Source organism: Neorhizobium sp. S3-V5DH (assembly GCF_004343065.1).
Taxonomy (GTDB): domain Bacteria; phylum Pseudomonadota; class Alphaproteobacteria; order Rhizobiales; family Rhizobiaceae; genus Neorhizobium; species Neorhizobium huautlense.
This window is the reverse complement of the sequence record NZ_SMCL01000003.1, coordinates 166,126-190,269: the sequence shown is the minus strand read 5'-3', so window position 1 is coordinate 190,269 and position 24,144 is coordinate 166,126. Positions and strand designations below refer to the sequence as shown.

The 24,144-nt window shown below is 61.6% G+C and carries 25 protein-coding genes; 17 read left to right on the top strand and 8 right to left on the bottom strand.

The annotated features are described in order from the left end of the window. Window positions 1-8: 8 nt before the first annotated feature. Genes EDE09_RS06925 through EDE09_RS06915 form a run of 3 tightly spaced genes read right to left on the bottom strand, consistent with a single transcriptional unit; the run spans window position 9 to window position 2,949 of the window. Complete coding sequence (locus EDE09_RS06925; RefSeq protein ID WP_105371402.1) at window positions 9-818, bottom strand: enoyl-CoA hydratase/isomerase family protein; 810 nt, start codon at window positions 816-818, stop codon at window positions 9-11. 56 nt (window positions 819-874) lie between these two features. Next, a complete protein-coding gene (locus EDE09_RS06920; RefSeq protein WP_105371403.1) occupies window positions 875-1,804 on the bottom strand; it encodes a pseudouridine-5'-phosphate glycosidase in 930 nt (309 codons plus the stop codon). A gap of 35 nt (window positions 1,805-1,839) precedes the next feature. Further along, window positions 1,840-2,949, bottom strand: coding sequence for a carbohydrate kinase (locus EDE09_RS06915; RefSeq protein WP_105371571.1), 1,110 nt, complete (start codon window positions 2,947-2,949; stop codon window positions 1,840-1,842). 112 nt (window positions 2,950-3,061) lie between these two features. Between EDE09_RS06915 and EDE09_RS06910 the strand changes: the two genes are divergently transcribed. The 8 genes from EDE09_RS06910 (at window position 3,062) to EDE09_RS06875 (ending at window position 9,883) form a co-directional block, all read left to right on the top strand. Next, window positions 3,062-4,036: a 2-oxoglutarate and iron-dependent oxygenase domain-containing protein gene (locus tag EDE09_RS06910; protein ID WP_105371404.1), complete on the top strand. Its 975-nt coding sequence runs from the start codon at window positions 3,062-3,064 to the stop codon at window positions 4,034-4,036. 82 nt (window positions 4,037-4,118) lie between these two features. Further along, the gene (locus EDE09_RS06905) at window positions 4,119-5,156 is read left to right on the top strand and encodes an ABC transporter substrate-binding protein (RefSeq protein WP_105371405.1); all 1,038 of its coding nucleotides are present in this window, start codon (window positions 4,119-4,121) and stop codon (window positions 5,154-5,156) included. Window positions 5,157-5,237: 81 nt separating this feature from the next. Then, complete coding sequence (locus EDE09_RS06900) at window positions 5,238-6,281, top strand: ABC transporter ATP-binding protein (RefSeq protein ID WP_105371406.1); 1,044 nt, start codon at window positions 5,238-5,240, stop codon at window positions 6,279-6,281. Then, entirely contained in the window at window positions 6,278-7,135 is an 858-nt protein-coding gene (locus EDE09_RS06895) for an ABC transporter permease (RefSeq protein ID WP_105371407.1), read from the top strand. Before EDE09_RS06900 ends, EDE09_RS06895 begins: the two co-directional genes overlap by 4 nt. After that, complete coding sequence (locus EDE09_RS06890; RefSeq protein WP_205839317.1) at window positions 7,123-7,926, top strand: ABC transporter permease; 804 nt, start codon at window positions 7,123-7,125, stop codon at window positions 7,924-7,926. Before EDE09_RS06895 ends, EDE09_RS06890 begins: the two co-directional genes overlap by 13 nt. Window positions 7,927-8,016: 90 nt before the next feature. Further along, window positions 8,017-8,628: a LysE family translocator gene (locus tag EDE09_RS06885; protein WP_105371408.1), complete on the top strand. Its 612-nt coding sequence runs from the start codon at window positions 8,017-8,019 to the stop codon at window positions 8,626-8,628. Window positions 8,629-8,717: 89 nt separating this feature from the next. Further along, entirely contained in the window at window positions 8,718-9,083 is a 366-nt protein-coding gene (locus EDE09_RS06880; RefSeq protein WP_105371573.1) for a nuclear transport factor 2 family protein, read from the top strand. After that, window positions 9,080-9,883, top strand: coding sequence for a helix-turn-helix transcriptional regulator (locus EDE09_RS06875; protein WP_132409447.1), 804 nt, complete (start codon window positions 9,080-9,082; stop codon window positions 9,881-9,883). Before EDE09_RS06880 ends, EDE09_RS06875 begins: the two co-directional genes overlap by 4 nt. Before the next feature lie 5 nt (window positions 9,884-9,888). On the opposite strand, the gene EDE09_RS06870 is transcribed toward EDE09_RS06875, so the two are convergent. After that, on the bottom strand, window positions 9,889-10,482 hold the full coding sequence (locus tag EDE09_RS06870; RefSeq protein WP_105371410.1) for a TetR/AcrR family transcriptional regulator: 594 nt from the start codon (window positions 10,480-10,482) through the stop codon (window positions 9,889-9,891). Window positions 10,483-10,714: 232 nt separating this feature from the next. Between EDE09_RS06870 and EDE09_RS06865 the strand changes: the two genes are divergently transcribed. From EDE09_RS06865 to EDE09_RS06855, 3 genes are read left to right on the top strand one after another with little or no spacing between them, the layout of a single operon-like run. After that, window positions 10,715-11,227: a (2Fe-2S)-binding protein gene (locus EDE09_RS06865; RefSeq protein WP_105371411.1), complete on the top strand. Its 513-nt coding sequence runs from the start codon at window positions 10,715-10,717 to the stop codon at window positions 11,225-11,227. Next, window positions 11,227-12,210 carry a xanthine dehydrogenase family protein subunit M gene (locus tag EDE09_RS06860; protein ID WP_105371412.1) on the top strand — a complete coding sequence of 328 codons (984 nt, stop codon included), beginning with the start codon at window positions 11,227-11,229 and terminating at the stop codon, window positions 12,208-12,210. The genes EDE09_RS06865 and EDE09_RS06860 overlap by 1 nt, the downstream gene beginning before the upstream one ends. Next, entirely contained in the window at window positions 12,207-14,498 is a 2,292-nt protein-coding gene (locus tag EDE09_RS06855) for a xanthine dehydrogenase family protein molybdopterin-binding subunit (protein ID WP_132409445.1), read from the top strand. Before EDE09_RS06860 ends, EDE09_RS06855 begins: the two co-directional genes overlap by 4 nt. A 51-nt stretch (window positions 14,499-14,549) precedes the next feature. On the opposite strand, the gene EDE09_RS06850 is transcribed toward EDE09_RS06855, so the two are convergent. Continuing rightward, window positions 14,550-15,212 (bottom strand): sulfite oxidase-like oxidoreductase, encoded by a 663-nt coding sequence (locus EDE09_RS06850; protein ID WP_105371414.1) that lies wholly within the window; start codon window positions 15,210-15,212, stop codon window positions 14,550-14,552. A gap of 73 nt (window positions 15,213-15,285) precedes the next feature. Here EDE09_RS06850 and EDE09_RS06845 point away from each other — a divergent pair, with 73 nt between their 5' ends. From EDE09_RS06845 to EDE09_RS06835, 3 genes are read left to right on the top strand one after another with little or no spacing between them, the layout of a single operon-like run. Continuing rightward, window positions 15,286-16,458: an aminotransferase gene (locus EDE09_RS06845; RefSeq protein WP_105371415.1), complete on the top strand. Its 1,173-nt coding sequence runs from the start codon at window positions 15,286-15,288 to the stop codon at window positions 16,456-16,458. A 27-nt stretch (window positions 16,459-16,485) separates the two neighbouring features. Continuing rightward, entirely contained in the window at window positions 16,486-17,757 is a 1,272-nt protein-coding gene (locus EDE09_RS06840; protein ID WP_105371416.1) for a DUF763 domain-containing protein, read from the top strand. A 42-nt stretch (window positions 17,758-17,799) separates the two neighbouring features. After that, a complete protein-coding gene (locus tag EDE09_RS06835; RefSeq protein WP_105371417.1) occupies window positions 17,800-18,078 on the top strand; it encodes a hypothetical protein in 279 nt (92 codons plus the stop codon). Window positions 18,079-18,082: 4 nt separating this feature from the next. Here the strand turns inward: EDE09_RS06835 and EDE09_RS06830 are convergent, their stop codons facing one another. Genes EDE09_RS06830 through EDE09_RS06820 form a run of 3 tightly spaced genes read right to left on the bottom strand, consistent with a single transcriptional unit; the run spans window position 18,083 to window position 21,552 of the window. Next, window positions 18,083-19,699 carry a 5-guanidino-2-oxopentanoate decarboxylase gene (locus EDE09_RS06830; protein ID WP_105371418.1) on the bottom strand — a complete coding sequence of 539 codons (1,617 nt, stop codon included), beginning with the start codon at window positions 19,697-19,699 and terminating at the stop codon, window positions 18,083-18,085. Next, window positions 19,696-20,889 carry a pyridoxal phosphate-dependent aminotransferase gene (locus tag EDE09_RS06825; RefSeq protein WP_105371419.1) on the bottom strand — a complete coding sequence of 398 codons (1,194 nt, stop codon included), beginning with the start codon at window positions 20,887-20,889 and terminating at the stop codon, window positions 19,696-19,698. The genes EDE09_RS06830 and EDE09_RS06825 overlap by 4 nt, the downstream gene beginning before the upstream one ends. 15 nt (window positions 20,890-20,904) lie before the next feature. Beyond that, entirely contained in the window at window positions 20,905-21,552 is a 648-nt protein-coding gene (locus EDE09_RS06820; protein WP_105371420.1) for a TetR family transcriptional regulator C-terminal domain-containing protein, read from the bottom strand. A gap of 283 nt (window positions 21,553-21,835) precedes the next feature. Here EDE09_RS06820 and EDE09_RS06815 point away from each other — a divergent pair, with 283 nt between their 5' ends. The 3 genes from EDE09_RS06815 to EDE09_RS06805 are packed head-to-tail and all read left to right on the top strand — an operon-like array spanning window position 21,836 to window position 24,143. Next, window positions 21,836-22,609 carry an ATP-binding cassette domain-containing protein gene (locus tag EDE09_RS06815; protein ID WP_105371421.1) on the top strand — a complete coding sequence of 258 codons (774 nt, stop codon included), beginning with the start codon at window positions 21,836-21,838 and terminating at the stop codon, window positions 22,607-22,609. Window positions 22,610-22,633: 24 nt separating this feature from the next. Next, window positions 22,634-23,413, top strand: coding sequence for a transporter substrate-binding domain-containing protein (locus EDE09_RS06810; protein WP_132409443.1), 780 nt, complete (start codon window positions 22,634-22,636; stop codon window positions 23,411-23,413). A gap of 16 nt (window positions 23,414-23,429) precedes the next feature. Beyond that, entirely contained in the window at window positions 23,430-24,143 is a 714-nt protein-coding gene (locus EDE09_RS06805; RefSeq protein ID WP_105371423.1) for an ABC transporter permease, read from the top strand. The last annotated feature ends 1 nt before the right edge of the window (window position 24,144 follow it).

Sequence of the window (24,144 nt, the reverse complement as noted above, 5' to 3'; positions counted from 1 at the left end):
CCAAAGCCTCAGTCGAGGCCCTTGAACGGATTGTCGCGGAAAGCGAGGTATTCCTTAAGCGACATCTTGGCGAGGTTGGCCATCCACTCGCGGCCCTGCTTCGTCACGTGGAGTGCGGCGATGGCCTCGATATTGTACTGGAAGGAGGGCAGCAGGCCGGCAACCATCTGCTGGTTGTTGATCGAAGCCTTCGTGTATTTCAGCGCCGGAACCGGCATGCGTGCGAGCTTGCGGGCGAGGTTTTCGGTCTTTTCCTTCAGCTGATCGGCCGGCACCACCTTGTTGATCAGGTGCATGCGCAGCGCCTCTTCCGCATCCACCATGTCGCCGGTGAACATCAGCCACCTTACGTCGCGGGTTGCGAGCAGCCACGGCATCATCAGTGCGGGAGGACCGGAATTGTGTCGCACTTCCGGCTCGCCGAACTTGGCGGTGTCGGCGGCGATCGCCAGATCGCAGCACATCATCAGTTCCAGCGCACCGGCAAGCGCATAACCGTTGACCGAAGCAATGACCGGGATCGGCGCCCGCCATATATTAAGGAGCGCCTCGGCGTTCTCGGTCATGTCGGCACGCCAGAAGTCGACATCCACATCGAAATCGTCGCCCTTCAGGTCGTAGCCGGCCGAAAAGGCTCGACCGGCGCCGGTGATGACGAGCGCGTTGACGTCCGGATCTTCGATCGCGGCCTTCAGGGCCGCATTGATTTCGCGGATCACCGTCTTGTCCATCGCGTTCATCTTCTCGGGGCGATTGATGGTGATCGTCGCGAACTTGTCGGTCTTGTCCTTTTCATAAAGGATGGTCTCATAGCTCATGGCAGTTCCCCTTGTTATGACTCACTTGCCGTGATTGCCCGTATTCTTGAGCCGATCTATCGGCCGCTCTTCTTGAGCGCCGCGTAGGCGACGGCCATCTTCGAAGCCAGGCGGGCATTGTTCTTCACCAGTTCGATATTGGCTTTCAGGCTTTCGCCCCTGGAGAGCTCGTTGATCCGCGCCAACAGAAAGGGGGTCAATTCCTTACGGCCGATGCCGCGTTCGTCCGCTTCGCGTACGGCATCGGCAATCGTCCCGTCGATGAATTCCGGTGTGAGCGCCGCGTCTTCCGGGATTGGATTGGCGATCATGAGGCCGGTGCCGGTACCGAGCTTATGGTGTAGCCACATGGCTTCGGCAATTTCTTCAGGGGTATCGAGCCGATGGTCGGCTCTGAAGCCGCTTTTGCGGGTAAAGAAGGCGGGAAAATCCTCGGTGCCGTAGGCGATCACCGGTACGCGCTGGGTTTCGAGATATTCGAGCGTCTTGGCTATGTCGAGGATCGACTTGACACCGGCGCAGACGACGGCCGTCTTGGTCCGGCCGAGCTCCGTCAAATCCGCAGAAATATCAAACGTCTGCTCGGCGCCGCGATGCACGCCGCCGACGCCGCCGGTGGCGAAGATGTCGATGCCGGCGAGATCCGCCAGCAGCATCGTGGCGGATACCGTGGTGCCGGCCGATTGCTTGTGCACCATGGCGACCGCAAGGTCCCGGCCGGAGGCCTTCACGACGCTCTTTGCCTGGGCGAGAGCTTCCAGTTCGTCTCTTTCGAGGCCGGCGCGAAGCACTCCGTCGATGACGGCGACGGTTGCTGGCACGGCGCCGTTCGCACGTACGACATCTTCTACGGCGAGTGCCGTTTCAAGATTGGCAGGGTAGGGCATGCCGTGGGTGATGATGGTCGATTCCAGCGCCACCACCGGACCGCCTTCGGCGATGGTTTCAGCCACTTCGCGGCTCAGCTTCGGTTTCAGAAGGGTCATTTCGGGTATTCCTCGGATGTTTTTCGGCCGCGGATCTATCCGGCAAGCCGGTGCATGTTGGCTTCCAGGAAGCGTTCGGAGAGTTCGGTATGGACGCTGGCGGGGCTTTCCGTCGTCAGCGTGCCGAGAAGGGCGCCGGTGCGCGCTGCGGTATAGGTGTCCTCGCCGTGAAGGATCCGGTGCAACGTGCCGGCGATCATTGCGTCGCCGGCGCCGGTGATGTCGATAGGAGTGGCGCGCACGGCGGGGAAGGTGCGGGCGCCCTCGACGCCGGCCACGGCGATACCGCGGGACCCCATGGTGACGATCGCCTCGCGGGCGCCCGCTGCCTGCAGGGCAACGGCTGCCTCCTTTGCGTCGCCGATCGTTTCGTGCGCCTTGCGGTGCAGGACGGCGTTTGCCTCGTCGATGTTCATGAACAGAAGGTCGATGCCCGAAAGATCTTTCGGCAGACGTGCGGCCTTGGGTGTCGAGACCGCATCGACCGCCAGTTTGAAGCGCGCTCCCTGTCTCTTCGCGATCAGCGCGGCGAGCGTCTCGGCCGGCAGGTTGCAATCGCAGAAGACCCAGCTGGCGGCGGCCAGATGCGGCCAGATGCGTTCAAAATGGGCGGGTAGAAGCAGATCAAAAATGCCCATGTCGGCAATGCCGAGCACGAGATCGCCCTTGGTATCGAGGATCGCAGCGTATTCCGCCGTCGGCCGTTCCGCTGTGGTAACCATCTGGCTTACGTCGATGCCACGGTCGCGCATATGCTTCAGCAGCGCCCGGCCACCTTCGTCGTCGCCAACGATCGATACGAAGCTTGTCGTCGTGCCGAGAAGCGCCAGATTTTCCGCGACGTTGCGGGCGACGCCGCCCATGGAGCGGATGCCGTCGACCGGATTGGAGGTCTCGAACACGAGATCATGTTTGGCGCGGTATTTCCGGTCCAGCACCGCGCCGCCGATGCAGACAGCGCGGGTTTCCGCCGGCATGACATAACCGCGGCCGAGGATATAGCCCTTCTGCATGAGCTGAACGATGTGCGCGGCAACCGTGGAGCGGGCCAAGCCCAACTGGGTGGCGATCTCCTGCTGTCCCGCAAAGGGGTTGTCCTTGATGATCGCCAGAACTGCCGCTTCCTGCGGAGCGAGGTCATCCATCTGATGCACGTCCTTGCGGCGAGAGCCGCGCTCAATTTCGTTAATTTGGATATGGACAACAACAGATGTTTTTGTCAACATCTGTTTGTCAAATGCAGATGGAGGTTAGGCCATGCCCGTTTCGAGCGCCAATCCCGTGTCATCCGGCCAGGCCGTTCCCGGCATACCGGTCATTGATGTCGGACCCTTCGTTCGAAAGGAGGCAGGCGCCGCTGCAGTGGTCAAAGCGATCGAAACAGCATGTCGCGATACCGGCTTCTTCCTCGTTACCGGCCACGGCGTTTCGCCGGACATCACATTGAGGCTCTACAATCTGGCCCGCGCCTTTTTCGACTATCCGCAGGACTGGAAAAAGACGATAGGGCGCGGCGCTGGCGTGATGGGCGGCGTATCGTTCTCGCCGATCGCGGAGGAAGCGCTTGCCGCCACGCTCGGCATAAAGACCCCCGGCGATTACAAGGAGAGTCTGAATTTCGGCAAGAATCTGCCGGGCGATACATGGCCCGAGAGGCCGGAAGGCCTCGAGCAGGCTTTCCGCGACTACTTCGGGGAGATGGAAGTGCTCGCAAAGCATATGCGCCGAATATTCTGCCAGGCCATCGGACTTGATCAGGACTATTTCGAGCCGTCTTTCGAGAACCATCTCTCGGCGCTGCGGGTCATCAACTACCCCGAACAGGCGGAATCGCCGCTGCCGGGCCAGTTGCGCGCCGGCGTCCACACCGACTACGGTTTCATGACGATCCTCCGTTCGGAGGCTTCTCCGGGCGGGCTGCAGGTCCGCAATCGCAACGGGGAGTGGCTGGATGCGCCCTCCATCGAAAGGGCCTATGTGATCAACATTGCCGACGCTTTCATGCGCTGGACCAATGACGAATGGGTTTCGACGCCCCACCGTGTCGCCAATCCGCCGAGCGGCTTCAAGGGCACGGCGCGCCGCCAGTCGATCCCGTTCTTCCTCAATCCTTCCAAGGATACCGTGATCGAGTGCTTGCCGCCCTTCATCAAGGGTGGCGCGAAATATGAGCCGATCACCTACGGCGAATACATAGATCTGAAGACGAAACAGGCTTTCTCGAAAGGCTGACGGACGACCGAACCTGTGCGCAGAAGCGAAAATACGCCGGCACACGAATGATCTCGATAGATCGCAACAAGGGGAACTGCACATGACGAGTTTGACAAGACGGCAGGCGCTTGCCGGAATGAGTGCTCTAGCTGCCGCAGGCCTGACCGGGCTACCCGCGCGGGCACAGCAGAAAACACTGATCGTACCCACGCTCGGGGGCGTCTGGGAGCAATACTGGCGTTCGGCGGTGGCGCCGGAATTCGCCAAACAGAGCGGTGCGACGGTGACCCTCGATGTCGGCAACGGTCGCGTCTGGGGCGCGAACCTGCGTGCGGCGGGCGTTGCAAAGCCGCCCTATTCGATCGTTATGACCAACGAGGTTTTCGCCTCCGGCCTGCGCAAGGAAGGCTTTTTCGAAAAGCTCGACCTGACGAAGCTGCCGAACTACGGCGATCTTTATCCGCTCGCCAAGAAGACCGACGGCTGGGGCGCCATCGGGGCTGTCTCCCCGATCGGTCTCGGCTACCGGACCGATCTCGTGAAAACGCCGCCGAAGAGCTGGAAGGACCTCTGGAACAATCCGGAATTCAAGGGCCGGATCGGTCTCTACAACTTCGCCAACAGCGCTGGCAAGATGGAGCTGCTGCTGTTCTCCAAGATCTTCGGCAAGGACCAGTATGACGTCGATGCGGGATTCGCCGCGCTCGAAAAGCTGGGTTCCGTCATCCAGGTGGACTTCAACATGTCGACCGGCCTTGCGTCCGGCGAGATCGTCGTGGCGCCCTTCGATTTCGGCGAAATCGCGCGGCTGCGCCGCCAGGGCCTCCCCGTCGATTGCATCATCCCGGAAGAGGGTATGATCATGTTCGACCAGACCATCAATATCCTCGCGAACGCCCCGGAAAAGGAATTGGCATACCAATATGCAAACTTCCTGCTCTCGCCGGAAGTTCAGTCGATGATGATGAAGCAGTTCTTCATCTCGCCGACCAATGCCAAGGTCAAGGTTCCAGACGATCTCAAGGCGGATGTACCGGTCTCCGGTCCCGATATGGACAAGATCCTCACCTGGGACTGGAATTTCGTCAACGAGAAGCAGGGCGAACTCGCCGAGCGCTGGGCGAAAACCGTCAGGTGATTTTCCCCGCTGCGATCATGGTCTGCCTGGGGCAGACCATGATCGCCTTTTTTGAGCATTCAATTCCGAAAGTGAAATTTCATGACAGAGGTTAGCATCGAACAGCTGACCAAGGACTATGGGCAAGGGCCTGCAGTCGACGGTATCTCGGTCAGGATCGCCGAAGGGGAATTTATTTCCCTGCTTGGTCCTTCCGGATGCGGCAAGACGACGACGCTCAAGATGATCGCCGGCTTCGAGGACGCAACGCGAGGCGCGATCCGCTTCGATGGCCGGGACGTCGTGCATGTGCCGGTCGAAAAACGCGATATCGGAATGGTCTTTCAGAACTACGCACTGTTTCCGCACATGACCGTCGAACGAAACCTCGCCTTCGGTCTGGAAATGCGGAAAATCCCGAAGACGGAGATCCGCGACCGCATCGCCAAGGTCCTGGATATGGTGCAGCTTACGGGTTATGCGGAGCGTTATCCGCGGCAGCTCTCCGGCGGCCAGCAGCAGCGCGTGGCGCTCGCCCGTGCTCTCGTTATCGAACCGAAGATATTGCTGCTCGATGAGCCGCTCGCCAATCTCGATGCGAAGCTGCGCGAGGAAATGCGGGTCTTCATTCGGGACCTGCAGCGGCGCGTCGGCATCACCACCGTTTACGTGACCCATGACCAGGCGGAAGCCATGACCATGTCCGACCGGGTGGTCGTGATGTTCGGCGGCCGCATCGCCCAGATCGGCGCTCCCTCCGATATCTACGAGCGGCCCGCCAATCTCGAGGTGGCGGAATTTGTCGGACAGGTCAACATCGTGCGCGGCAAGGTGGTCAACAGTATCGTCTCCACCCCGCTCGGGGATGTGCCGGTGGTCGGCCACTATGCTGACGGCGCCGATATAACGCTGGCGCTGAGGCCGGAAGCGGTGGAGCTTTTGCCCGTCACGGCGGGTGTTGCCGGCGTTCCTGCAAAAGTGCTTTCCAGCTATTATTCCGGCAGTCTCGTGGATTATCGTCTGGAGCTTGCCAACGGTACCATTGTCAACGTTCAGACCTTTCCGCGAACCCGGTTCCGCGATGGCGAGACCGTGCTGGTTCATGCGCCGGCAGACCGTTTCTGGCCGCTTGGGAGCGTCGCATGAGCGCTGTTGCCGGAAAACGCCTCGGGCCGCTGCTTTTGATCGCGCCGGCTGCGATCCTGCTCACGGCTTTCCTCGTGCTGCCCTATCTCAACATCGTGCTGATGAGTTTCCGCATGCCGGGGCAGGGAACGCCTTATGGGCCGGGATTGACGCTTGCGAATTACGGCAAGTTCTTCTCTGATATCTTCTACATCCAACAAGTGGTGAACACTCTTTGGATCGGTTTCGTGACCACTTTTGCCTGTCTTGTGCTCGGTTACCCCGTCGCCTGGCAGCTTGCCCGCGGAACCTCCTCCCTCCGGGCGCTCGGTTACGGCCTCGTGCTCTCCCCGCTTCTCGTCGGCATCGTCATCCGCAGCTATGGCTGGACAATCCTGCTCGGCAACAACGGCCTGATCAACCGGACGCTGATGGGCTGGGGTCTCATCGATGGCCCCTTGCCGCTGATGTACAATGCGCTCGGCATCATCATCGCGCTCGTGCATGTCTTCCTGCCCTTCATGATCCTGCCGATCATGAGCGCCATCCAGGGCATCGATCCGTCCCTTGAAGCCGCCGCCCGTTCCCTCGGCGCCTCAAAACTAACCGCCTTCCGTCGCATTACCCTGCCGCTGTCGCTGCCCGGCATCCAGGCCGGATGCATTCTCGTTTTCGTATTGTCGCTGAGTGCATATGTAACGCCCTCGTTGATCGGTGGTCTGAGGGTCAAGACCATGGCTGTAACGGTCGTCGACGCCTTGATCGACACGTTCCAATGGCCTTTCGGTTCCGCCATGGCGCTGGTGCTATCGGTCACGGGGGCGATTTTCGTCGTGCTTTTCGGAAGGCTCACCGTCATGAAATGGAAGGCATGAGCATTACGATGTCGAAACCGTTCTTCACCGTCTACTGCCTTGTCATCTACGCCTTTCTGCTGGCGCCGATCCTCGTTGTCGTTGGTGCCTCCTTCAATGCCGGCGCTTTCCTGACCTTTCCGCCGCAAGGCCTGTCCTTCCGCTGGTACGGAGTCTTCTTCAACAACGAAGTCTTCATGCGAGCAATCCGGACGTCGCTGTGGATTGCGGCCGTCACCACCGTGATCTCCGGCATCATCGGCACCATGGCGGCGATTTTCTACGTGCAGCATTCTGGCAAGCTGAAGGAGACAGTGCGGATCGCCATGCTGGCGCCGCTGCTGCTGCCGGAAGTTCTGACGGCCATTTCTTTGCTTTTTTTCGTCTATTCGATCGGTGTCGGTACCCAAACCATGGTCGGCATGATCGTCGGTCACGTGCTAATCACGCTGCCTTTCGTCTTCATAAACGTATCGGCTTCGATGGAAAGCTACGATCCCGCCTGGAGCATGGCCGCCCAGAGCCTTGGCGCCGGACGCTTCACGCGCTTCCGTCGCATCATGCTGCCGCTCATCAAGCCGGGCGTGATCGGAGGCTGCCTTTTTGCGTTCATCATCTCCTTCGACATCTTCACGATCTCCTTCATGCTGAAGAATGTCGGGACGTCCACCTTGCCGATCCAGTTGTTCGACTACCTGCGGACCAATTTCACGCCTGAGGCCGCCGCTGTCTCGACCTGCTCGATCGTGCTGACGCTTGTCGTGGTGGTCGTCTCGGAAAAGGTGCTCGGTCTGCGTATCCACCGCTTCTGATCGGGGCCGGGAGCTGCCGCCTGCAATTTCATTCAAGATCGGTTTCGATCCGGTCGTTAGCCTCAGGCGAAACCTTGAAAGGATCGCCTGATGACACCTGAATTCCTCCTCACCTCTTTCATCGTCGTCGCATCGCCGGGTACGGGCGTGCTGATCACCCTCGCTGCGGGTCTTTCGCGTGGGACAAAGGCGAGCATTGTCGCGGCATTCGGCTGCACGCTCGGCATAGTCCCGCATATGGCGGCGGCCGTTTCAGGTCTGGCGGCGCTCTTGCATGCCAGTGCGCTGGCCTTCGAGACGGTCAAATATCTTGGGGTGGCCTATCTCCTTTTCATGGCCTGGCAGGTGCTGAAGGAGAAGGGCGCGCTGACTGTAGAGCCCGAAACCACGTCCCGCTCGGCCCGCCAAGTCATCGTTTCGGCCATCCTTGCCAATGCGCTCAATCCGAAGCTTTCCATCTTCTTTTTCGCCTTCCTGCCGCAGTTCGTGAGGCCTGATGACGCCTCTCCCGTCCTGCGCATGACGGAACTCGGCCTCGTCTTCATGCTGATGACTTTCGCGATTTTCGCGATCTACGGGGTATTTGCCGCTTCGGTCCGCAACCACGTCATCTCTCGGCCGTCTATTTTGGGCTGGATGCGCCGCACATTTGCAGGCGCGTTCGTCCTACTCGGCGCCAGGCTTGCGCTTTCGGAGCGATAGTTATTACCTGCCGCGTAATTGAGACGATGCCGGTGCTCCCGCATGATCGCCCTGCCTGGAACGAGCCGGGCGATAAAAAGGAGAAGAAAATGACTGATGCAGCCACACATGCCGAACGTTACCTCGCTATCTGGAACGAGACGAACGCCGCTCGCCGTCGCGCTATGATCGCCGAAGCCTGGGCAACCGACGCTCTTTATGTCGACCCGCTGATGCGCGGAGAAGGGCATGAGGACATCAACGGATTGGTCGAGGCGGTCCAGGCCCGGTTCCCCGGCTTCCGTTTCGAACTGCTCGGCACGGCTGATGGTCACGCGGACAACCTTCGCTTCTCGTGGGGACTTGGGCCGCAGGGCGGCGAGCCGATCATCAAGGGAACGGATTTCGCCCTGCTTGAAAATGGCCGTCTGAAGGCCGTTTATGGTTTTCTCGATCAGGTTCCGGCTGCCGCATGAATACGATCGCGACCGCCCGTCCTCTCGGCGATTTCCTGCGCGACTGGCGCCGCCGCCGGCGCATGAGCCAGCTCGATCTGGCGCTGGAGGCTGAGATTTCGCAACGCCATCTCAGTTTCATCGAGAGCGGGCGGTCACTTCCAAGCCGCGACATGCTCCTGCATCTCGCCGAACGGCTGGAGGTGCCGCTCCGCGAGCGGAACCCCATGCTGCTCGCTGCGGGTTTCGCGCCGGTCTATGCCGAACGCACGCTGGACGATCCCGCTTTGGCCGCGGCGCGCAAGGCGATCGACATGGTACTCAAGGGACACGAGCCTTTTCCAGCGCTTGCCATCGATCGGCACTGGACCCTTATGGCGGCAAATGCCGCCGTGGCACCGCTGCTTGCCGACGTGGCCGACCGGTCGCTTCTGGAGGGACCGGTCAATGTCCTGCGGCTGAGCCTTCATCCGCAGGGGCTTGCGCCTCAGATCGCCAATCTTGCGGAGTGGCGGAATCACCTGCTGGAACGGCTGCACCAGCAGGTCGCCGCCACAGGCGACCGCATTCTCCAAGGGCTGCTGGAGGAGTTGTCGGGCTATCCGGCACCTGAAAGCTCTTCAAAGCAACCAGGCGACTACGCCGGGATCGTTGTGCCCCTGGAGCTGCGGACGGCGGCTGGATTGCTTTCATTTATCTCGACAACGACGGTGTTCGGTACCCCGGTGGATGTCACCTTGTCGGAGCTTGCCATCGAATCCTTCTTCCCCGCTAATGACGAGACGGCGGAGCTTCTGCGGCGGATGGCAGAAGGCGTCTGACGGATTTATTTGCGCGCCTTCAGACCGTCCATGAGAAGCCCGATCAGGCGGTGCGATCGCTCGCGCCAGTCGGGAGAATCCGTCATTGAGTAGATGCTGGAAAGTGCCTGCAACAGGTCCGCCGTGTCGATGTCGGTCCGGATCAGGCCATTCTCTCCAGCCGCGCGGACGAGGCGCTCGAAGGCGCTTCGTATATTGCTAAAACCTTCCGCAAACAGCGTGGAGTTGGAATTCATCAAGGTCTTCAGGCTGTTGGACATGCCGCGCTTGGTCGCGATATAACTCACAAAGCGCCGCATCCATTCCTCCAGCGCCACGTCCGGCGGGTATTTTTCTGCAAGTTCCGTCGCCGCGTCTGCAAGGCTTTCCAGTTCCCGGCGGTAGACCACCTCCACGAGATGTTCCCGGGTGGGAAAATGGCGGTAGAGTGTGCCGATGCCGACGCCAGCCTGTCGCGCTATATCTTCGAGCGACGTCTCGACGCCCTTTTCCGCAAACGCTACGGCGGCCACTTCCACCAGTCTATCGCGGTTGCGGCGAGCGTCGGCGCGAAGCTTCGTCGATTCCGGCGATGGTGTATTTGGTTCGGCCGGGGCCAAAATGCATGCTCCCAGACAATGAGGACTTGACGAAAGTCAGGATGCCAACTAGTTAAACGGAGGCGCCTCCGTTTGTGCGGAGTGTCATCTACCTCATAATCCAGGAAGGGGTCGGGTGTCATGCGCAAAGATGCGCCCAAGCGCCCCCGCGATTTTATTTAGCGCGAGCCGGTCGTCCGGCTAGCGGCTTCGATCCAAAAAATTCAATTCGTGACGATAGCAGGAGCTTATCATGACACGAACCATACATCTTTCACTCGACATCAACGCGAGCCGGTACGAGCTTGACGTTGAGACACGCGTCACGCTGCTTGATGCCTTGCGCGAAAATCTTGGTCTTACAGGCACCAAGAAGGGCTGCGATCAAGGCCAGTGCGGCGCCTGCACCTGCCATGTCGACGGAAAGCGCGTGCTCTCCTGCCTGACGCTCGCTGCTCAGGTGGAAGGAAAGCAGGTCATCACGATCGAGGGGATCGCGGCCGAGAACGGCGACCTGCATCCCGTGCAGGCGGCGTTCATCGAGAACGATGCCTTCCAGTGCGGCTATTGCACGCCCGGCCAGATCATGTCGGCGGTGGCGTGTATCCGGGAAGGGCATGCCGGTTCGGAAGAAGAAATCCGCGAATACATGTCCGGCAATCTCTGTCGGTGCGGAGCCTATAACAGCATCGTCGCGGCCGTCCGCGAAGCGGCGAGCGCGGTTACGACTGGTGTAGCGGCCAAGGACAAGGCGGAGGTGGCCTGATGCGCGATTTCTCCTATTTCCGCGCCGCTTCCACCGAAGAGGCCAGTCGTGCGACCCTTGACGCCGGCACTATGCTGCTGGCCGGCGGTACGACCTTGCTCGATCTCGCCAAATGTGGCGTGTTCGAACCGGATACCCTCGTCGATATCACTCATCTTGCCGGCCTCGGCGATATTACCGTCGATGCAAACGGAGCGACGATCGGTGCTCTCGCCAAGATGGAAGAGGTAGCCGATCATCCGGGAGTGAAGGCAGCATTTCCAGCCGTTGCCCAATCCCTGTCGCTCGCGGCCTCCCCTCAGCTACGCAACATGGCGACCGTCGGTGGCAATCTTCTGCAGCGGACCCGCTGTCCTTATTTCCGCGACCCCGGCGCCTTTCCTGCCTGCAACAAGCGTAATCCCGGTTCCGGCTGTTCGGCGATCGGCGGCGTAACCCGCAACCACGCGGTTCTCGGCACGAGCAGAGCCTGCATCGCGGTCAATCCGGGCGATCTTGCGGTGGCGCTGGTCGCCTTCGATGCATACGTGGAAATGGGCCGCCGCAGGGTTGCGATCGAAGACTTCTATATGCTGCCGGGGGAAACACCCGACTGGGAGACCGTGCTGAAGAAGGGTGAGATCATCACCGGCATCAGCATTCCCGCCTCCATGGCAGCGAAGAACTCGACCTATCTGAAGGTCCGCGACCGGCAGTCCTACGAGTTTGCCGCGGCGAGCGCTGCGGTCGGAATCGAGTTCGAGGCCGACGGGCAGACCGTGCGGGACATCCGCGTCGCGCTCGGCGGTGTGGCGACCAAACCATGGAGAGCCCGGACCGTCGAGCAGGCGCTGGTCGGTACCGTGCTGAACGTCGACGCCGTGGAAAAGGCGAGCCGCCTTTCCATGGAGGATGCCGTTTCACATGGCGGCAACCGCTACAAGATCGAACTTGCGCCGCGCGTCGTCGCACGCGCCATCCTGACAATGGGAGGTCTGGCATGACCATTATGGAAACCCGCAAACACGGCGATGCCGCCGACGGCATGGTGGGCGGCCGCTTTTCACGGCTCGACGGCAGATTGAAGACCACCGGCGGCGCGACCTATGCCCTCGAGCAGCCCGTGAAGAACGTCGTTCACGCGGTGCTGGTGCAGAGCACCATTGCCGCCGGCCGTGTGGTTGCGGTCGATACCGAAGCTGCAAAGGCTGCGCCCGGCATACTCTCGATCTTCACGCCGGAAGACGATCTCGGCCTCCTGGTGGCGTCCGACTGGCACGGCAATCGCCCTGAGAACGAACCTTTCCGCCCGTTGCCGCGTCAGATCAGCTTCAACGGTCAGGCGATCGCCGCCGTCGTGGCGGAGACGCTGGAGCAGGCGACGGAGGCGGCCAAGCTGGTGAAGGTCTCCTACGAGGAGGCGCAGCCCGTGACGAGCCTTGACGATCCAAACGCCGGCGAGGGCAGGCTGGTGGATATGCTCACCGTTGGCTGGGGTGATGCCGAGGCGGCCTATGCCGCCGCGGATGTCAGGATCGAGGCGGAATACCGGACGCCGCGGGAATATCATGTGCCGATCGAACCTCACGGGCTGACGGCAAAATGGGAGGGCGAGTTCCTGACGGTCTGGGAGCCGAGCCAATGGACGCATGGCATGGCACGCACCTATGCGGAATGGTTCGGCATTCCCTATGAGAATGTGAGGATCGTATCACCCTTCATCGGCGGCGGCTTCGGCTCGAAGGCCATGGGATATACCTATGGTGCGGTGGCTGCCGCAGCCGCCCGCAAGCTCGGTCGGCCTGTCAAGCTGGCGGTTACCCGTCCTCAGACCTTCACCGCCTATGGCGGCCGGGCGGCGACCAAGCAGACCATCAGGATCGGCGCTACGAAGGATGGTGTTCTCCAGGCGATCGTTCATCGCGGTGCAAGCGAAACCTCCGTCTTTGCCGACTTTCCGGAGCAGACGGGCGCTGCGACGCCCTTGCTTTATGCCGTGCCCAATCTGAGCACGCAACACCGTCTGGTTCCGGTCAATACCGTGACGCCGGGAGCCTTGCGCGCTCCGGGCAAGAACCCGAGCGCCTTCGGTATCGAGAGTGCAATCGAGGAACTCGCTTATGCGGTTGGAATAGACCCACTGGAACTGCGGCTGCGGAATTATGCCGATCACGACTACCAGTCCGGCAAGCCATGGTCGACGCGCCAACTTCGCGAGGCGCTGACGGTTGGAGCCGACGTCTTCGGCTGGTCCGGGCGCAGCCATGAGCCGCGTTCGATGCGGGATGGCCGGCAACTGGTCGGCTGGGGTATCGGTTGCGGCACCTTTCCGGTGCTCAAGGCCGCGAGCGAGGCGCTCATCCGCATTCTCGGCGACGGCAGCGTCGAGGTCGTCAGCGGCGCGATCGACATGGGGCAAGGCACCTACACCATCCTCGCACAGACGGCGGCGGAGGTGCTCGGCGTTCCGGCGGAACGGGTGGACGTCAAGCTCGGCGATTCATCGCTGCCCGGTGCGACGGTGGCTGGCGGGTCGATGCTTGCCGGAGCTCTTACCGGCGCCGTCCACAAGGCCGCCACGGCAGCGCGCGACGAGCTGATCGGTCTGGCTCTCAACGACAGCAACTCGCCGTTCCGGGATACCGGCGCCAATACCCTTGTCATCTCCGGGGGCCGGATTTCCGTGCCCCGTGGCGAAGGTCCTTCCTTGACCCTCGCCGAACTGATGTCGGCAATCGGTCGGGACCGTATCGAAACGCAGCGCAATACCTTGCCGGAAGGTGCCAACGGACCGGAGGACCACAAACGGTCGTGGACGACCATGGCCAATATCCAAGGGCCGACCGCCGGTGATCTTTCCATGCACAGCTGGTGCGCCCATTTCGTCGAGGTGAAGGTGGACGAGGATTTCGGAACCGTGCGGGTGTCGCGCGTCGTCTCGGCCTTCGACTGCGGCCGGATCTATAATCCGAAGCTCGCCGAAAGCCAGTGGCGTGGCGGTATCATCATGGGCATTGGTCAGGCGCTGCTCGAGGAAGGGTTGGTCGACGAGCGCTTCGGCCGTGTCATCAACAACAATATGGGTGATTATCTGGTGCCGACCAATGCGGACATACCGCATATCCAGGTGATCTCGGTCGGCGTGCCGGATTACGACGCTTCGGTGCTGGGCGGCAAGGGCGTGGGCGAGGTCGGCATCGTGGGGGTCGCCCCTGCGATTGCCAACGCCGTCTTCCATGCCACCGGCAAACGCGTGCGCGATCTTCCGATCACGCTGGAAAAGCTGATCTAGCTGCCTCCCCTCATCCGCCTGCCGGTGGGTGAGGGGCTTCCCATCCAGGTCTCAATCCTCCGAATACCGCTCTTCCGCCCAAGGGTCGCCCCGCATGTGGTAACCGTTCTTTTCCCAGAAGCCTGCCTGGTCCCGGGCAAGGAACTCGATCCGGTTCAGCCACTTGGCGCTTTTCCAGAAATAGAGATGCGGCACCACGAGCCGAACCGGCCCCCCGTGCTCTTCCGTCAGCGGTCGCCCTTCCCATTCGGTCACGATGATCGCATCCGGGGAGGCGAAGTCGGAGAGAAGCAGGTTGGTGGTATAGCCATCGTAGCTCGTCAGCATCACCGCCACGGCCTCGTCCTTCGGATCGACGGCATCGAGGAAGTCGTGGGTGGAGACGCCCTTCCAGTTGTTGTCGTAGCGCGACCAGGTCGTCACGCAATGGATGTCGGAGCGCATTTCGCTCTGCGGCAGGGCCTGAAATGCGGCCCAGTCGAAGGTCCTCCGGTTGTTGATGAGGCCGCGAACGTCGAGCTTCCATTGGGATGCGGCAACCCGCGGCTGCTGTCCGAGATCGAGCACCGGCCAGTTCTTGACGAGGTGCTGGCCGGGCGGCAGGCGATCGGTTTCCGGACGGGTGATACGCCCGGTGAGGAACTTGCCCTGTTCGGCCCATTTCCGTTTGGTGACGGTGAGCTTCGAATCCTCGGGCTGAATGTCGTCGGGCATGACCGGTTCTCCTTGCGTCCCTCGATAATCTGATAAACAAGGGGACCAAATCAATTGCCCGTTCTGGAAAATCATGCCTGCCTTCAATCCGCTCGTCGAAAAGCTCTCACCGCCGCCCGTGCCCTCCGTTTTTGCCTGGGGACGCGCTTACGACGGCTCCAAGGGGCCATTGATTGACCTGTCGCAGGCCGTGCCCGGCTATCCCGCTCATCCCGAAATGCTGAAGCTTCTCGGTGAAACGGCATCCTCCACCGCGTTTACCGGTTACGGACCGATCGAGGGCGAAGCGGAGCTTCGTCGCGTTTATGCCGAGCATGCATCGGAGGTCTATGGCGCGTCTCTTGGCACTGACAACATCCACGTCACTTCCGGCTGCAACCAGGCTTTCGTCTGTGCCGCGATGACCGTCGCGGGGCCCGGCAACACGGTCCTGATGACCGAGCCGTTTTATTTCAACCACGAGACGACGCTCGCGATGATGGGCGTGAAGACGGCGTTCGTGGCCTGCGCGGCGGAAAACGGCTTTCTTCCCGATCTGGTCAGCCTCGAGCGCGCGATCACGCCGGACGTCCGCGCACTGGCGCTGGTCTCGCCTAACAATCCGACAGGGGCGATTTATCCGCCGTCGTTGCTCGAAGCGATCTTCCGGCTCTGCCGTGAAAAGGGCATCTGGCTGATCCTCGACGAGACCTATCGCGACTTCATGCCGGTGGCGGGCCAGGCGCCGCATAACCTTTTCAGCCTGGCAGGCTGGGAGGAAACGCTGATCAGCCTCTACAGCTTCTCCAAGTCCTTCTGCATCCCCGGCCATCGGCTTGGCGCCATCACGGCCGGTTCACGGGCGGTGGAGCAGATCGCCAAGATCATGGACAACCTGCAGATCTGCGCGCCTCGCGCCGCTCAGGCGGCTGTTGCTAAAGCGCTACCGCTGCTTGCAGATTGGCGGGAGGAAAACCGGCAGGAAATCGGCCGTCGCGCCGATGCCTTGCGATCCGTGATGCGGGGCTTGACCGGTTGGAAACTCGACGCGATCGGGGCCTACTTCGCCTTTGTGCGCCATCCTTTTGCTGGTGTCGGCTCGGCGCAGGTTGCGGAGCAACTGGCGAGGCGAGCCGGGGTCATCTGCATTCCCGGCGCGTATTTCGGGGATGGTCAGCAGAATTATCTGCGCTTTGCCTTCGCCAATGCGGACGTGGCGACAATCGGCCGCCTGAAGGAACGTTTGCAGAACTTTTCTCTGTCTTGATGCCGCCTGTCCGTATATAAGCGGATCATGGTTCAAAGAGCAGGAAGTGCCGATCTCCCGCTTCACGGCGGCCGTGTTCCCCCCTGGCTGGGCGAGCGGATGACGAAACTCGGGGCGGTCATCGCGCAGGCGATCGTCATCCATTATGGGCGCGACGAGTTCATGCGGCGGCTGGCGCATCCCTTCTGGTTCCAGTCCTTCGGCTCGGTCATGGGCATGGACTGGCACTCTTCGGGCATCACCACCAGCGTCATCGGCGCCTTGAAGCGCGGCCTGACGCCGCTTTCCGGCGAGCTTGGCATCCATGTCTGCGGCGGGCGCGGCCAGAATTCCCGCAAGACGCCGGACGAACTGATCGCCGTCGGCAACCGGGTCGGCATCGACGGCTGCGGGCTTGCGACGACCAGCCGGCTGGTCGCCAAGGTGGATAGCGCCGCCGTGCAGGATGGTTTCGACCTCTACCTGCACGGCTTCATCGTTACCGACGACGGCAAATGGGTTGTGGTGCAGCAAGGCATGAACGGCGACAGACGCCAGGCGCGGCGCTACCACTGGCTGTCAGAAGGCATTACGAGTTTCGTGGATTCACCGCACGCGGCGATCGAAGGCCGCAGGCAGGGCGAGATCGTCAACCTCGCCGACCACCGGGCCGATGCTTCGCGAAAGGGCCAGTTGGATCTTCTTTCCTCATTGGGGCCGGACCGCATCGTTCGCGAGGTGATTGCGCTCGATCCGGCGCGCAAAGCAAAAGATCTGGCGCAGCCGATGCTGCCGCATCTCGTCATGCCGGCGCATCACGACGTCCGGGAGGACGACGTCAACATGAAGCGGCTGCATGGCACGCTCGCCGCCGCAGCCGACCGAGGACCGGAAGATTTCGAGCAGCTGCTTCTGACGCCCGGTGTCGGCGCGCGTACGGTTCAGGCGCTTGCCATGGTGGCAGAGGTCGTGCACGGCGCGCCTTGCCGATTTTCCGATCCGGCCCGTTTTTCGCTCGCTCATGGCGGCAAGGACCGGCATCCTTTTCCTGTGCCGATCAAGGTCTATGACGAGACCATCAAGGTGATGAAATCGGCCGTCGGCCAGGCGAAGCTTGGCCGGGAGGAGGAACTGCAGGCTCTGAAGCGGCTCGACGATCAAGCCCGGCAGCTCGAGCGCTATGTCACAGGTCCAGACTTGAAGGAGATCGTCGCCGGCGAATTTCGAAAATCCCATGAATGGGGAGGCCGCAGCGTCTTCGGTTTCGAACCGGCGCCCGAAGAATCGGCCGAAAAGCGCGGCGCTAAGGGGGAACGATGATGTCTCCCGATGGTTCTCGATAGAACCAAAAGGAGGATCATCATGGAACGCAATGATGCCAACCGGGAAGCCGCCCGTTTCGGCAATAGCCGTCCGAACATCGCCAAAAGCTCCGGTACCGGCGAGGAAACTTCGAAGAAGTACCCCGATCCATCGACCGCTGATCTCAACAAGGCCCGAAAGGTCTGGGATGCGGAAGGTCCCGGCAATCCGGCGGGCCGTGTTGCTGACGCGGGCGACGCCGGTCAGACAGTGCCTTACGATATCGAGACGCAGGCAGATGCGGTCGCCGAGCAGAGCGGACGCAAGGACAAGCACTGACAGTTCAGGCAGTCGCGCCGACCGTTTTCGTCTGATGGATTTCGATCAGCGACGGGCCTTCAAGCCGGCGGAAATTCTCAAGAGCCGCCGGCAATTCTTTGATGTCCCCAAGGCGCACCGAGGGCAGACCGTAAGCCTCGGCGATCTTCAGGAAATCGGGCGGAGAAGGTTTTACGCCTTCCGGCTCGATGCCGTTTTCGACCATGTAGGTCTCGATCTCCTGATAACCGTCGTTGTTCCAGACGAGGAAGATGACGTTTGACCCGGCATCCTTCGCCGAGCCCATCTCCGCCAGGGTAAACTGAAACCCACCATCGCCCGTCACGCAGACGACCGGCGTTTCCGGTTCGGCAATCGCTGCGCCCACGGCGGCCGGAGGACCGTAGCCAAGCGCGCCGTAACCGGTCGCGGCATTAAACCAGCCATGCGGCCGGCCCGCTTCATAATAGAGGTTCCCCGCATAAACAGCCTGCGTACTGTCGCCGACGATGATCGCGCCGGGCAGGGTATCGCGGACGATGTTCAGGATGCTGATCTCGACGCGCATCTTCGGTGTCAGTTCTGCCCGTGCGGCCAGCCGGGTCTCGTTTGCCCGCCCCGCTCCGTCAGACTGCCGGCGGTTGCCGGATCCGATTGCAGCCAGGAGGTCGGATGCGGCGTTTTCCGCGGAAGAGAGGATCGAAAGCGCCGCCTGCGGGCCGCGAGCCAGCTGGGCGGCGTCGATATCCACGCGGATCAGGTTCTTCAGCTCCGGAAAACCGCCGTTCCCATACATATCGTAGTCTGTCTGTCCCATCTGAGTGCCGAAGGCGAGAACCAGATCGGCATCCGCAATCAATTTCCGCACGGATTTCACGCTGGGGCTCGCCGGTACGGACAGCGGGTGATGCGCGAAAGCGCCGCGGGCATTGGTGGTTGTCACCAGCGGTGCGTCCAGCCGTTCGGCGAGCGTCAGAATGTCCTTCGCCGCCGGTACAGCGCCGCCGCCCACCAGGATCACAGGCCGGTGGGCTGCAAGGCAACGGCGAGCGGCTTCATCGATCGTCACGGCCTCGGCGCGTGGGCGGCTCGCCGCAACGTTACGCAGGCGTGGCGCCTTGATGCGCGCCGCCATCACATCGGTCGGGATTTCGATATGCACCGGCCCCGGCCTTCCCGAACGGAGGATCGCGAAAGCCCGTTCCATTACGTCGCCCAGGTCTTCAGGGTTGTGCAGCGTATGCGACATCAGCGCCAGCGTCGCCATCATGCCGCGCTGGTCCGGCAGTTCGTGAAGCCGGCCGCGGCCATGACCGAGCGTGGCGCGCGCGTTGACGCCCGAGATCACCAGCATGGGCACGGAATCCTGATAGGCCTGCGCCATGGGCGTGATGATGTTGGTCAGCCCTGGCCCGGTGATGACGAGGCACACGCCCGGCTTGCCGCTGACGCGGGCATAACCGTCCGCCATGAAGCCCGCGCCCTGTTCGTGGCGCGGCGTCACGTGACGGATTTTCGAGGCGGCGAGCCCGCGATAGAGTTCGACGGTGTGGACGCCGGGAATACCGAAGACGACATCCACGCCATTGGCTTCCAGAAGATCGATCAGCGTCTCGCCGACGGTCTTCAGGTTGCCGCTCATGCGCGCTTTTCCTTGCGTGACACCAGGCGGCTTGCGAGGTCGCCGATGCGCCCCATCGCCGTTTCGAGCACGTCATCGGGCATGGTCAGCGAAATGCGCAGGAAGCCGGCGGCCTGATCTCCGAACGAGGAACCGGGCATGACCGCGACCTTTTCTTGATGCAGCAGTTCCCAGGCAAATTCCTCGCCGCCGAGGCCGGTCGACGTCACGTCGAGAAGGATGAACATGCCGCCTTCCGGAGGCATCGGCTTGACCAGATTGCTGCCGGCAAACATCTTCGCGACGATCTCGGCACGTCGACGATAGTTTTCGCGCATGATGTCGGCGGTGTCGAAGTGCTGCGAGAGAGCCATGGCCGTCATGTCGGAGATGAAAGGTTGCACACCGAACAGCATGGTCTCCGAAACAGGCAGAAGCTTTTCGCAAAATTCCTCCGGACCCGCCGCCCAGCCGCTGCGGAAGCCCGGGGCGGCATGAGATTTGGAGATCGAGGAAACCACAATCGTCCGCTCCGCAAGCTCCGGCAGGTCGAACGGAGAGGCGAAGGGCGTGCCTTCGAAAATCAGTTGCTCGTAGACCTCGTCGCAGACGATCCAGAGATCGTGGCGCCGGCAGACTTCGCCGATCTTTACGATTTCCGCAGCCGTCAGAACTGCGCCGGTCGGATTGTGCGGCGTATTGAGCAGCAGTACGCGGGCTTCCGGAGTCACTGCCCGTTCGAGATCTTCTGCCTGCAGGTGGAACTTCTTCTCCGGCCGAAGCGGCACGGGGATCATATGCGCGCCGGTGGAGGCAATGACGCCTTCATAGGTCGCGTAAAGCGGGTCGCCGACCAGCACGCCGTCGCCGGCTTCGACAAGACCGGTCATGACGCCGTAAAGCGCCGTCTGGGTGCCGGGGAAGCAGAGAAAATTGCGTTCTGTGACGCCGGGCCGGCGCTTCGCGTATTTCTCGACCAGCGCTTCGAGCACCGGAGGTTCGCCGCGGCCGTTGGAATAACGGGTCCGGCCTGCATACATGGCGCGGGCAGCCTCGTCTAGCAGCGCCTTGTCGGGCGCGAGGTCCGGTTCGCCGATCGTGAGCTCGATAATCTCCTCGCCGGAGGCCTTCATGCGCCGGGCAGCGAGATGGAGCGCCCAACGGCCGGAACCGAGATGGGCGAGACGGTCGGTGATCGAGGCATAGCGCATCGGTTTTTCCTTTTGTTATCGTTCGTCCGCAGAAAGTTCGCCGGGTTCGAGACGCAGCAGCGCTTCCACGGATATCAGGGCATTCCCAGCCAGTTCCTTCTCGGCGAACATGTCGGCAGCCAGCGTTCCTTCAAGCCAGAGGCCGTCCACCAGCGCGTTGAGTGCAATGGCATGCGCGCGGCATTCCTTCGAGCTGACCTCCCGGTTCTGCTCCGCAAAGAAGGCGGTCAGTAGGGTCTCCAGCGCTTCCAGAAAGGCGAAGTAGTTTTCGCGGTGAATGGCGGCAAAACTCGGATCGATCTGGATATGGCTGATGAAGGCCGCCCAGAGCGAGAGGGTGCGCGGGTCCGTGACCGGTGGCGTGACGTTGGCGACGATGAAGCGGCGCAGTCGAGCCTTGGCGGTCTCGCCTTCGATCGCTGCAGTGATCGCGGTTTCCGTCATGCCCGTCATCACCTTGCGGTAGGCGGCCTGCAGCATCTGGTCCTTGCCGGCGAAATAATGCCGGATCAGCCCCCCGGTAACGCCGGCGCGCGTGGCGATCTGGCGCACCGTCGCGCCCTGGATGCCGAACTCGGCTATGCAGTCGAGCGTGGCAAGGATCAGGTCCTCACGTCGCTCGGCCTCGCTCGCCCGGTGGTAGCTGCGTCTGCTCGACGTCATTTCTGGACCTCAAGCGGCCATCCGTTTCTATCACGCATCAAAGACGTGGAGATTGCTCGAGAGCCGTAAGCGGTCATGGTGTCCATTACCTGGGAAGTCGAGTCGGACGGTGCCGCTCTTTTTCGATTTCGGTGTTATTATACGGTTGAATAATTTCCGCACAAGTGCCAGACTTCTTTCCACAAGGCCGCGTTACCAGCGCCGCGAGCCCAAAATCATAAGCTGGGGGAACAGTGCGAAATCGTGTGACCGGCCGGTTCTTGGCCGGCGGTTAAGGCTATCCATGACGGATTCGGCGCAGGCCATAGAAGTCGCGAACCTGCATAAACGTTTCGGTCCGTTGGAAGTGCTGAAGGGCGTCTCGCTGACTGCCCGTCAGGGAGACGTGATCGCCATCATCGGCGGCAGCGGTTCAGGAAAGTCCACCTTTCTGCGCTGCATCAACATGCTGGAGCTGCCGAGCGCGGGGACGATCACAATTCATGGTGAAACCATCGCGATGAAGAAGGATGGCCATGGCGGGCTGGCGCCGTCCGACCGTCGGCAGGTGCAGCGGATCCGCTCCCGGCTCGGTATGGTCTTCCAGAGCTTCAATCTGTGGCAGCACATGACGGTGCTGCAGAATGTCATCGAAGTGCCGGTACATGTGCTGGGGCAGCCGAAGGACAAGGCAATCGAGATCGCCGAGACGTTGCTGCGCCGGGTCGGGCTTTACGAGAAGCGTGACGCCTATCCCGCCTTCCTCTCCGGTGGCCAGCAGCAGCGGGCCGCGATTGCCCGGGCGCTCGCCATCCAGCCGCTGGTTATGCTGTTCGACGAGCCGACCTCGGCACTCGATCCGGAACTGGTCGGCGAAGTGCTGTCGGTCATCGGCGATCTGGCCCGCGAGAAACGGACGATGATCCTCGTCACCCATGAGATGAAATTCGCCCGCGAGGTCTCGAACCACGTCGTTTTCCTAGACAACGGCCTCATCGAGGAACAGGGGCCGCCCGAGGTCATGTTCGGTGCTCCCAAGTCGGAGCGGCTCAAGAAATTCATCAGCTCCATTCATTGACCAAAACAAGAAAAGGGGAAAATCATGAAGAAGATCATTAAGATGGTTGCCTTGGCGATTGCTGTCGGTGCCGCGGCCCTGGGCGCTGCCCAGGCGCAGGAAGTCAAGGTGGGCTTTGCGGCTGAGCCTTATCCGCCGTTCACCTCGCCGGATGCGAGCGGCAAATGGGTCGGGTGGGAAATCGATTTCATGGAGGCGATGTGCGCCGAGGCAAAACTTAACTGCATTCCGACGCCGATCGCCTGGGACGGCATCATCCCGGCGCTTACCACCAAGAAGATCGACATGATCGTCGGCTCCATGTCGATCACGGAGGAGCGCCAGAAGACGATCGATTTCTCCGACAAATACTATAACACGCCGACTGGTATCGTTGGGCCCAAGACCGAAAAGTTCGACGCCACGCCGGACGGTCTCAAAGGCAAGATCATCGGCGTTCAGGTTTCGACCGTCCATCAGGAATATGCGAACAAATATTTCGCCGCAGGGGCCACCGAGATCAAGGAATACCAGACGCAGGATGAGGCGAACCAGGATCTCGCGGCCGGACGGCTGGATGCGGTTCAGGCCGATGCCATTGCGCTCGACGCCTTCCTTGCCTCCGATGCCGGCAAGTGCTGCGACCTCAAGGGCAATGTAAAGGACGATCCGGCTATCCTCGGTGCCGGCGTCGGTGTCGGTCTGCGTAAGGGCGAGACGGAACTCAAGACGAAGATCAATGCGGCGATCAAGGCGATCCGCGCCAACGGCACCTACGACAAGTTCTCGAAGAAGTACTTCGATTTCGACATTTATGGCGGCTGAGCGGTAGCGACGGCCCATGCCGTTCAACCTCGACATCCTCGCTCTCTCGCCGCCCGGCTGGGGCGGCGTCCTTCTCGGCGGGCTGCTGGCCTCTCTTGAACTTGCCGCAGGCGGCTATCTGCTCGGCCTCGTCATCGGGGTCGGCGGCGCTTTCGGCAAGCTTTATGGCGGGCCGATCCTGCGTGATCTGCTCGAAATCTACACGACCCTCACCCGCGCCGTGCCGGAACTGGTGCTGATCCTGCTGCTCTATTATGCGGGGACGGATGCCGTGAACCAGCTCTTTCTGTTGATCGGCCTGCCGGCGGTGGATATCAGCGGGCTTGCGGCCGGCATCTTCGTCATCGGCGTCGTGCAGGGCGCCTATTCGACCGAGGTGCTGCGTGGCGCGATCAAGGCTGTGCCGTCAGGCCAGATCGAGGCGGCGTGCGCCTATGGCATGTCGCCGTTCCAGGCGCTCCGGCGCGTCACGCTGCCCGCCATGCTGCCTTACGCCATTCCAGGCCTTTCCAATCTCTGGATGATCGCTACCAAGGATACTGCGCTGCTGGCGGTCGTCGGCTTCAGCGAACTGACGCTGGTTACCCGGCAGGCCGCCGGTTCTACCAAAGCCTATATGACCTTCTACCTTGCGGCTGGCGTCCTCTATCTCCTGGTGACGCTCTTTTCGAACATCATCATCGGCTTCATCGAAAGGCATGCGCGGCGCGGCATGCCGCGCACGGTCTGAC

Excerpts from the sequence above, each read along its gene's own strand:
- EDE09_RS06920 (WP_105371403.1), bottom strand. The coding sequence starts at position 1,804 with ATGACCCTTCTGAAACCGAAGCTGAGCCGCGAAGTGGCTGAAACCATC.
- EDE09_RS06925 (WP_105371402.1), bottom strand. The coding sequence starts at position 818 with ATGAGCTATGAGACCATCCTTTATGAAAAGGACAAGACCGACAAGTTC.
- EDE09_RS06905 (WP_105371405.1), top strand. The coding sequence starts at position 4,119 with ATGACGAGTTTGACAAGACGGCAGGCGCTTGCCGGAATGAGTGCTCTA.
- EDE09_RS06830 (WP_105371418.1), bottom strand. The coding sequence starts at position 19,699 with ATGAGCGGCAACCTGAAGACCGTCGGCGAGACGCTGATCGATCTTCTG.
- EDE09_RS06810 (WP_132409443.1), top strand. The coding sequence starts at position 22,634 with ATGAAGAAGATCATTAAGATGGTTGCCTTGGCGATTGCTGTCGGTGCC.
- EDE09_RS06805 (WP_105371423.1), top strand. The coding sequence starts at position 23,430 with ATGCCGTTCAACCTCGACATCCTCGCTCTCTCGCCGCCCGGCTGGGGC.
- EDE09_RS06825 (WP_105371419.1), bottom strand. The coding sequence starts at position 20,889 with ATGCGCTATGCCTCGATCACCGACCGTCTCGCCCATCTCGGTTCCGGC.
- EDE09_RS06890 (WP_205839317.1), top strand. The coding sequence starts at position 7,123 with ATGGAAGGCATGAGCATTACGATGTCGAAACCGTTCTTCACCGTCTAC.
- EDE09_RS06860 (WP_105371412.1), top strand. The coding sequence starts at position 11,227 with ATGCGCGATTTCTCCTATTTCCGCGCCGCTTCCACCGAAGAGGCCAGT.
- EDE09_RS06835 (WP_105371417.1), top strand. The coding sequence starts at position 17,800 with ATGGAACGCAATGATGCCAACCGGGAAGCCGCCCGTTTCGGCAATAGC.
- EDE09_RS06840 (WP_105371416.1), top strand. The coding sequence starts at position 16,486 with ATGGTTCAAAGAGCAGGAAGTGCCGATCTCCCGCTTCACGGCGGCCGT.
- EDE09_RS06880 (WP_105371573.1), top strand. The coding sequence starts at position 8,718 with ATGACTGATGCAGCCACACATGCCGAACGTTACCTCGCTATCTGGAAC.
- EDE09_RS06820 (WP_105371420.1), bottom strand. The coding sequence starts at position 21,552 with ATGACGTCGAGCAGACGCAGCTACCACCGGGCGAGCGAGGCCGAGCGA.
- EDE09_RS06885 (WP_105371408.1), top strand. The coding sequence starts at position 8,017 with ATGACACCTGAATTCCTCCTCACCTCTTTCATCGTCGTCGCATCGCCG.
- EDE09_RS06910 (WP_105371404.1), top strand. The coding sequence starts at position 3,062 with ATGCCCGTTTCGAGCGCCAATCCCGTGTCATCCGGCCAGGCCGTTCCC.
- EDE09_RS06895 (WP_105371407.1), top strand. The coding sequence starts at position 6,278 with ATGAGCGCTGTTGCCGGAAAACGCCTCGGGCCGCTGCTTTTGATCGCG.
- EDE09_RS06900 (WP_105371406.1), top strand. The coding sequence starts at position 5,238 with ATGACAGAGGTTAGCATCGAACAGCTGACCAAGGACTATGGGCAAGGG.
- EDE09_RS06815 (WP_105371421.1), top strand. The coding sequence starts at position 21,836 with ATGACGGATTCGGCGCAGGCCATAGAAGTCGCGAACCTGCATAAACGT.
- EDE09_RS06875 (WP_132409447.1), top strand. The coding sequence starts at position 9,080 with ATGAATACGATCGCGACCGCCCGTCCTCTCGGCGATTTCCTGCGCGAC.
- EDE09_RS06855 (WP_132409445.1), top strand. The coding sequence starts at position 12,207 with ATGACCATTATGGAAACCCGCAAACACGGCGATGCCGCCGACGGCATG.
- EDE09_RS06865 (WP_105371411.1), top strand. The coding sequence starts at position 10,715 with ATGACACGAACCATACATCTTTCACTCGACATCAACGCGAGCCGGTAC.
- EDE09_RS06850 (WP_105371414.1), bottom strand. The coding sequence starts at position 15,212 with ATGCCCGACGACATTCAGCCCGAGGATTCGAAGCTCACCGTCACCAAA.
- EDE09_RS06845 (WP_105371415.1), top strand. The coding sequence starts at position 15,286 with ATGCCTGCCTTCAATCCGCTCGTCGAAAAGCTCTCACCGCCGCCCGTG.
- EDE09_RS06915 (WP_105371571.1), bottom strand. The coding sequence starts at position 2,949 with ATGGATGACCTCGCTCCGCAGGAAGCGGCAGTTCTGGCGATCATCAAG.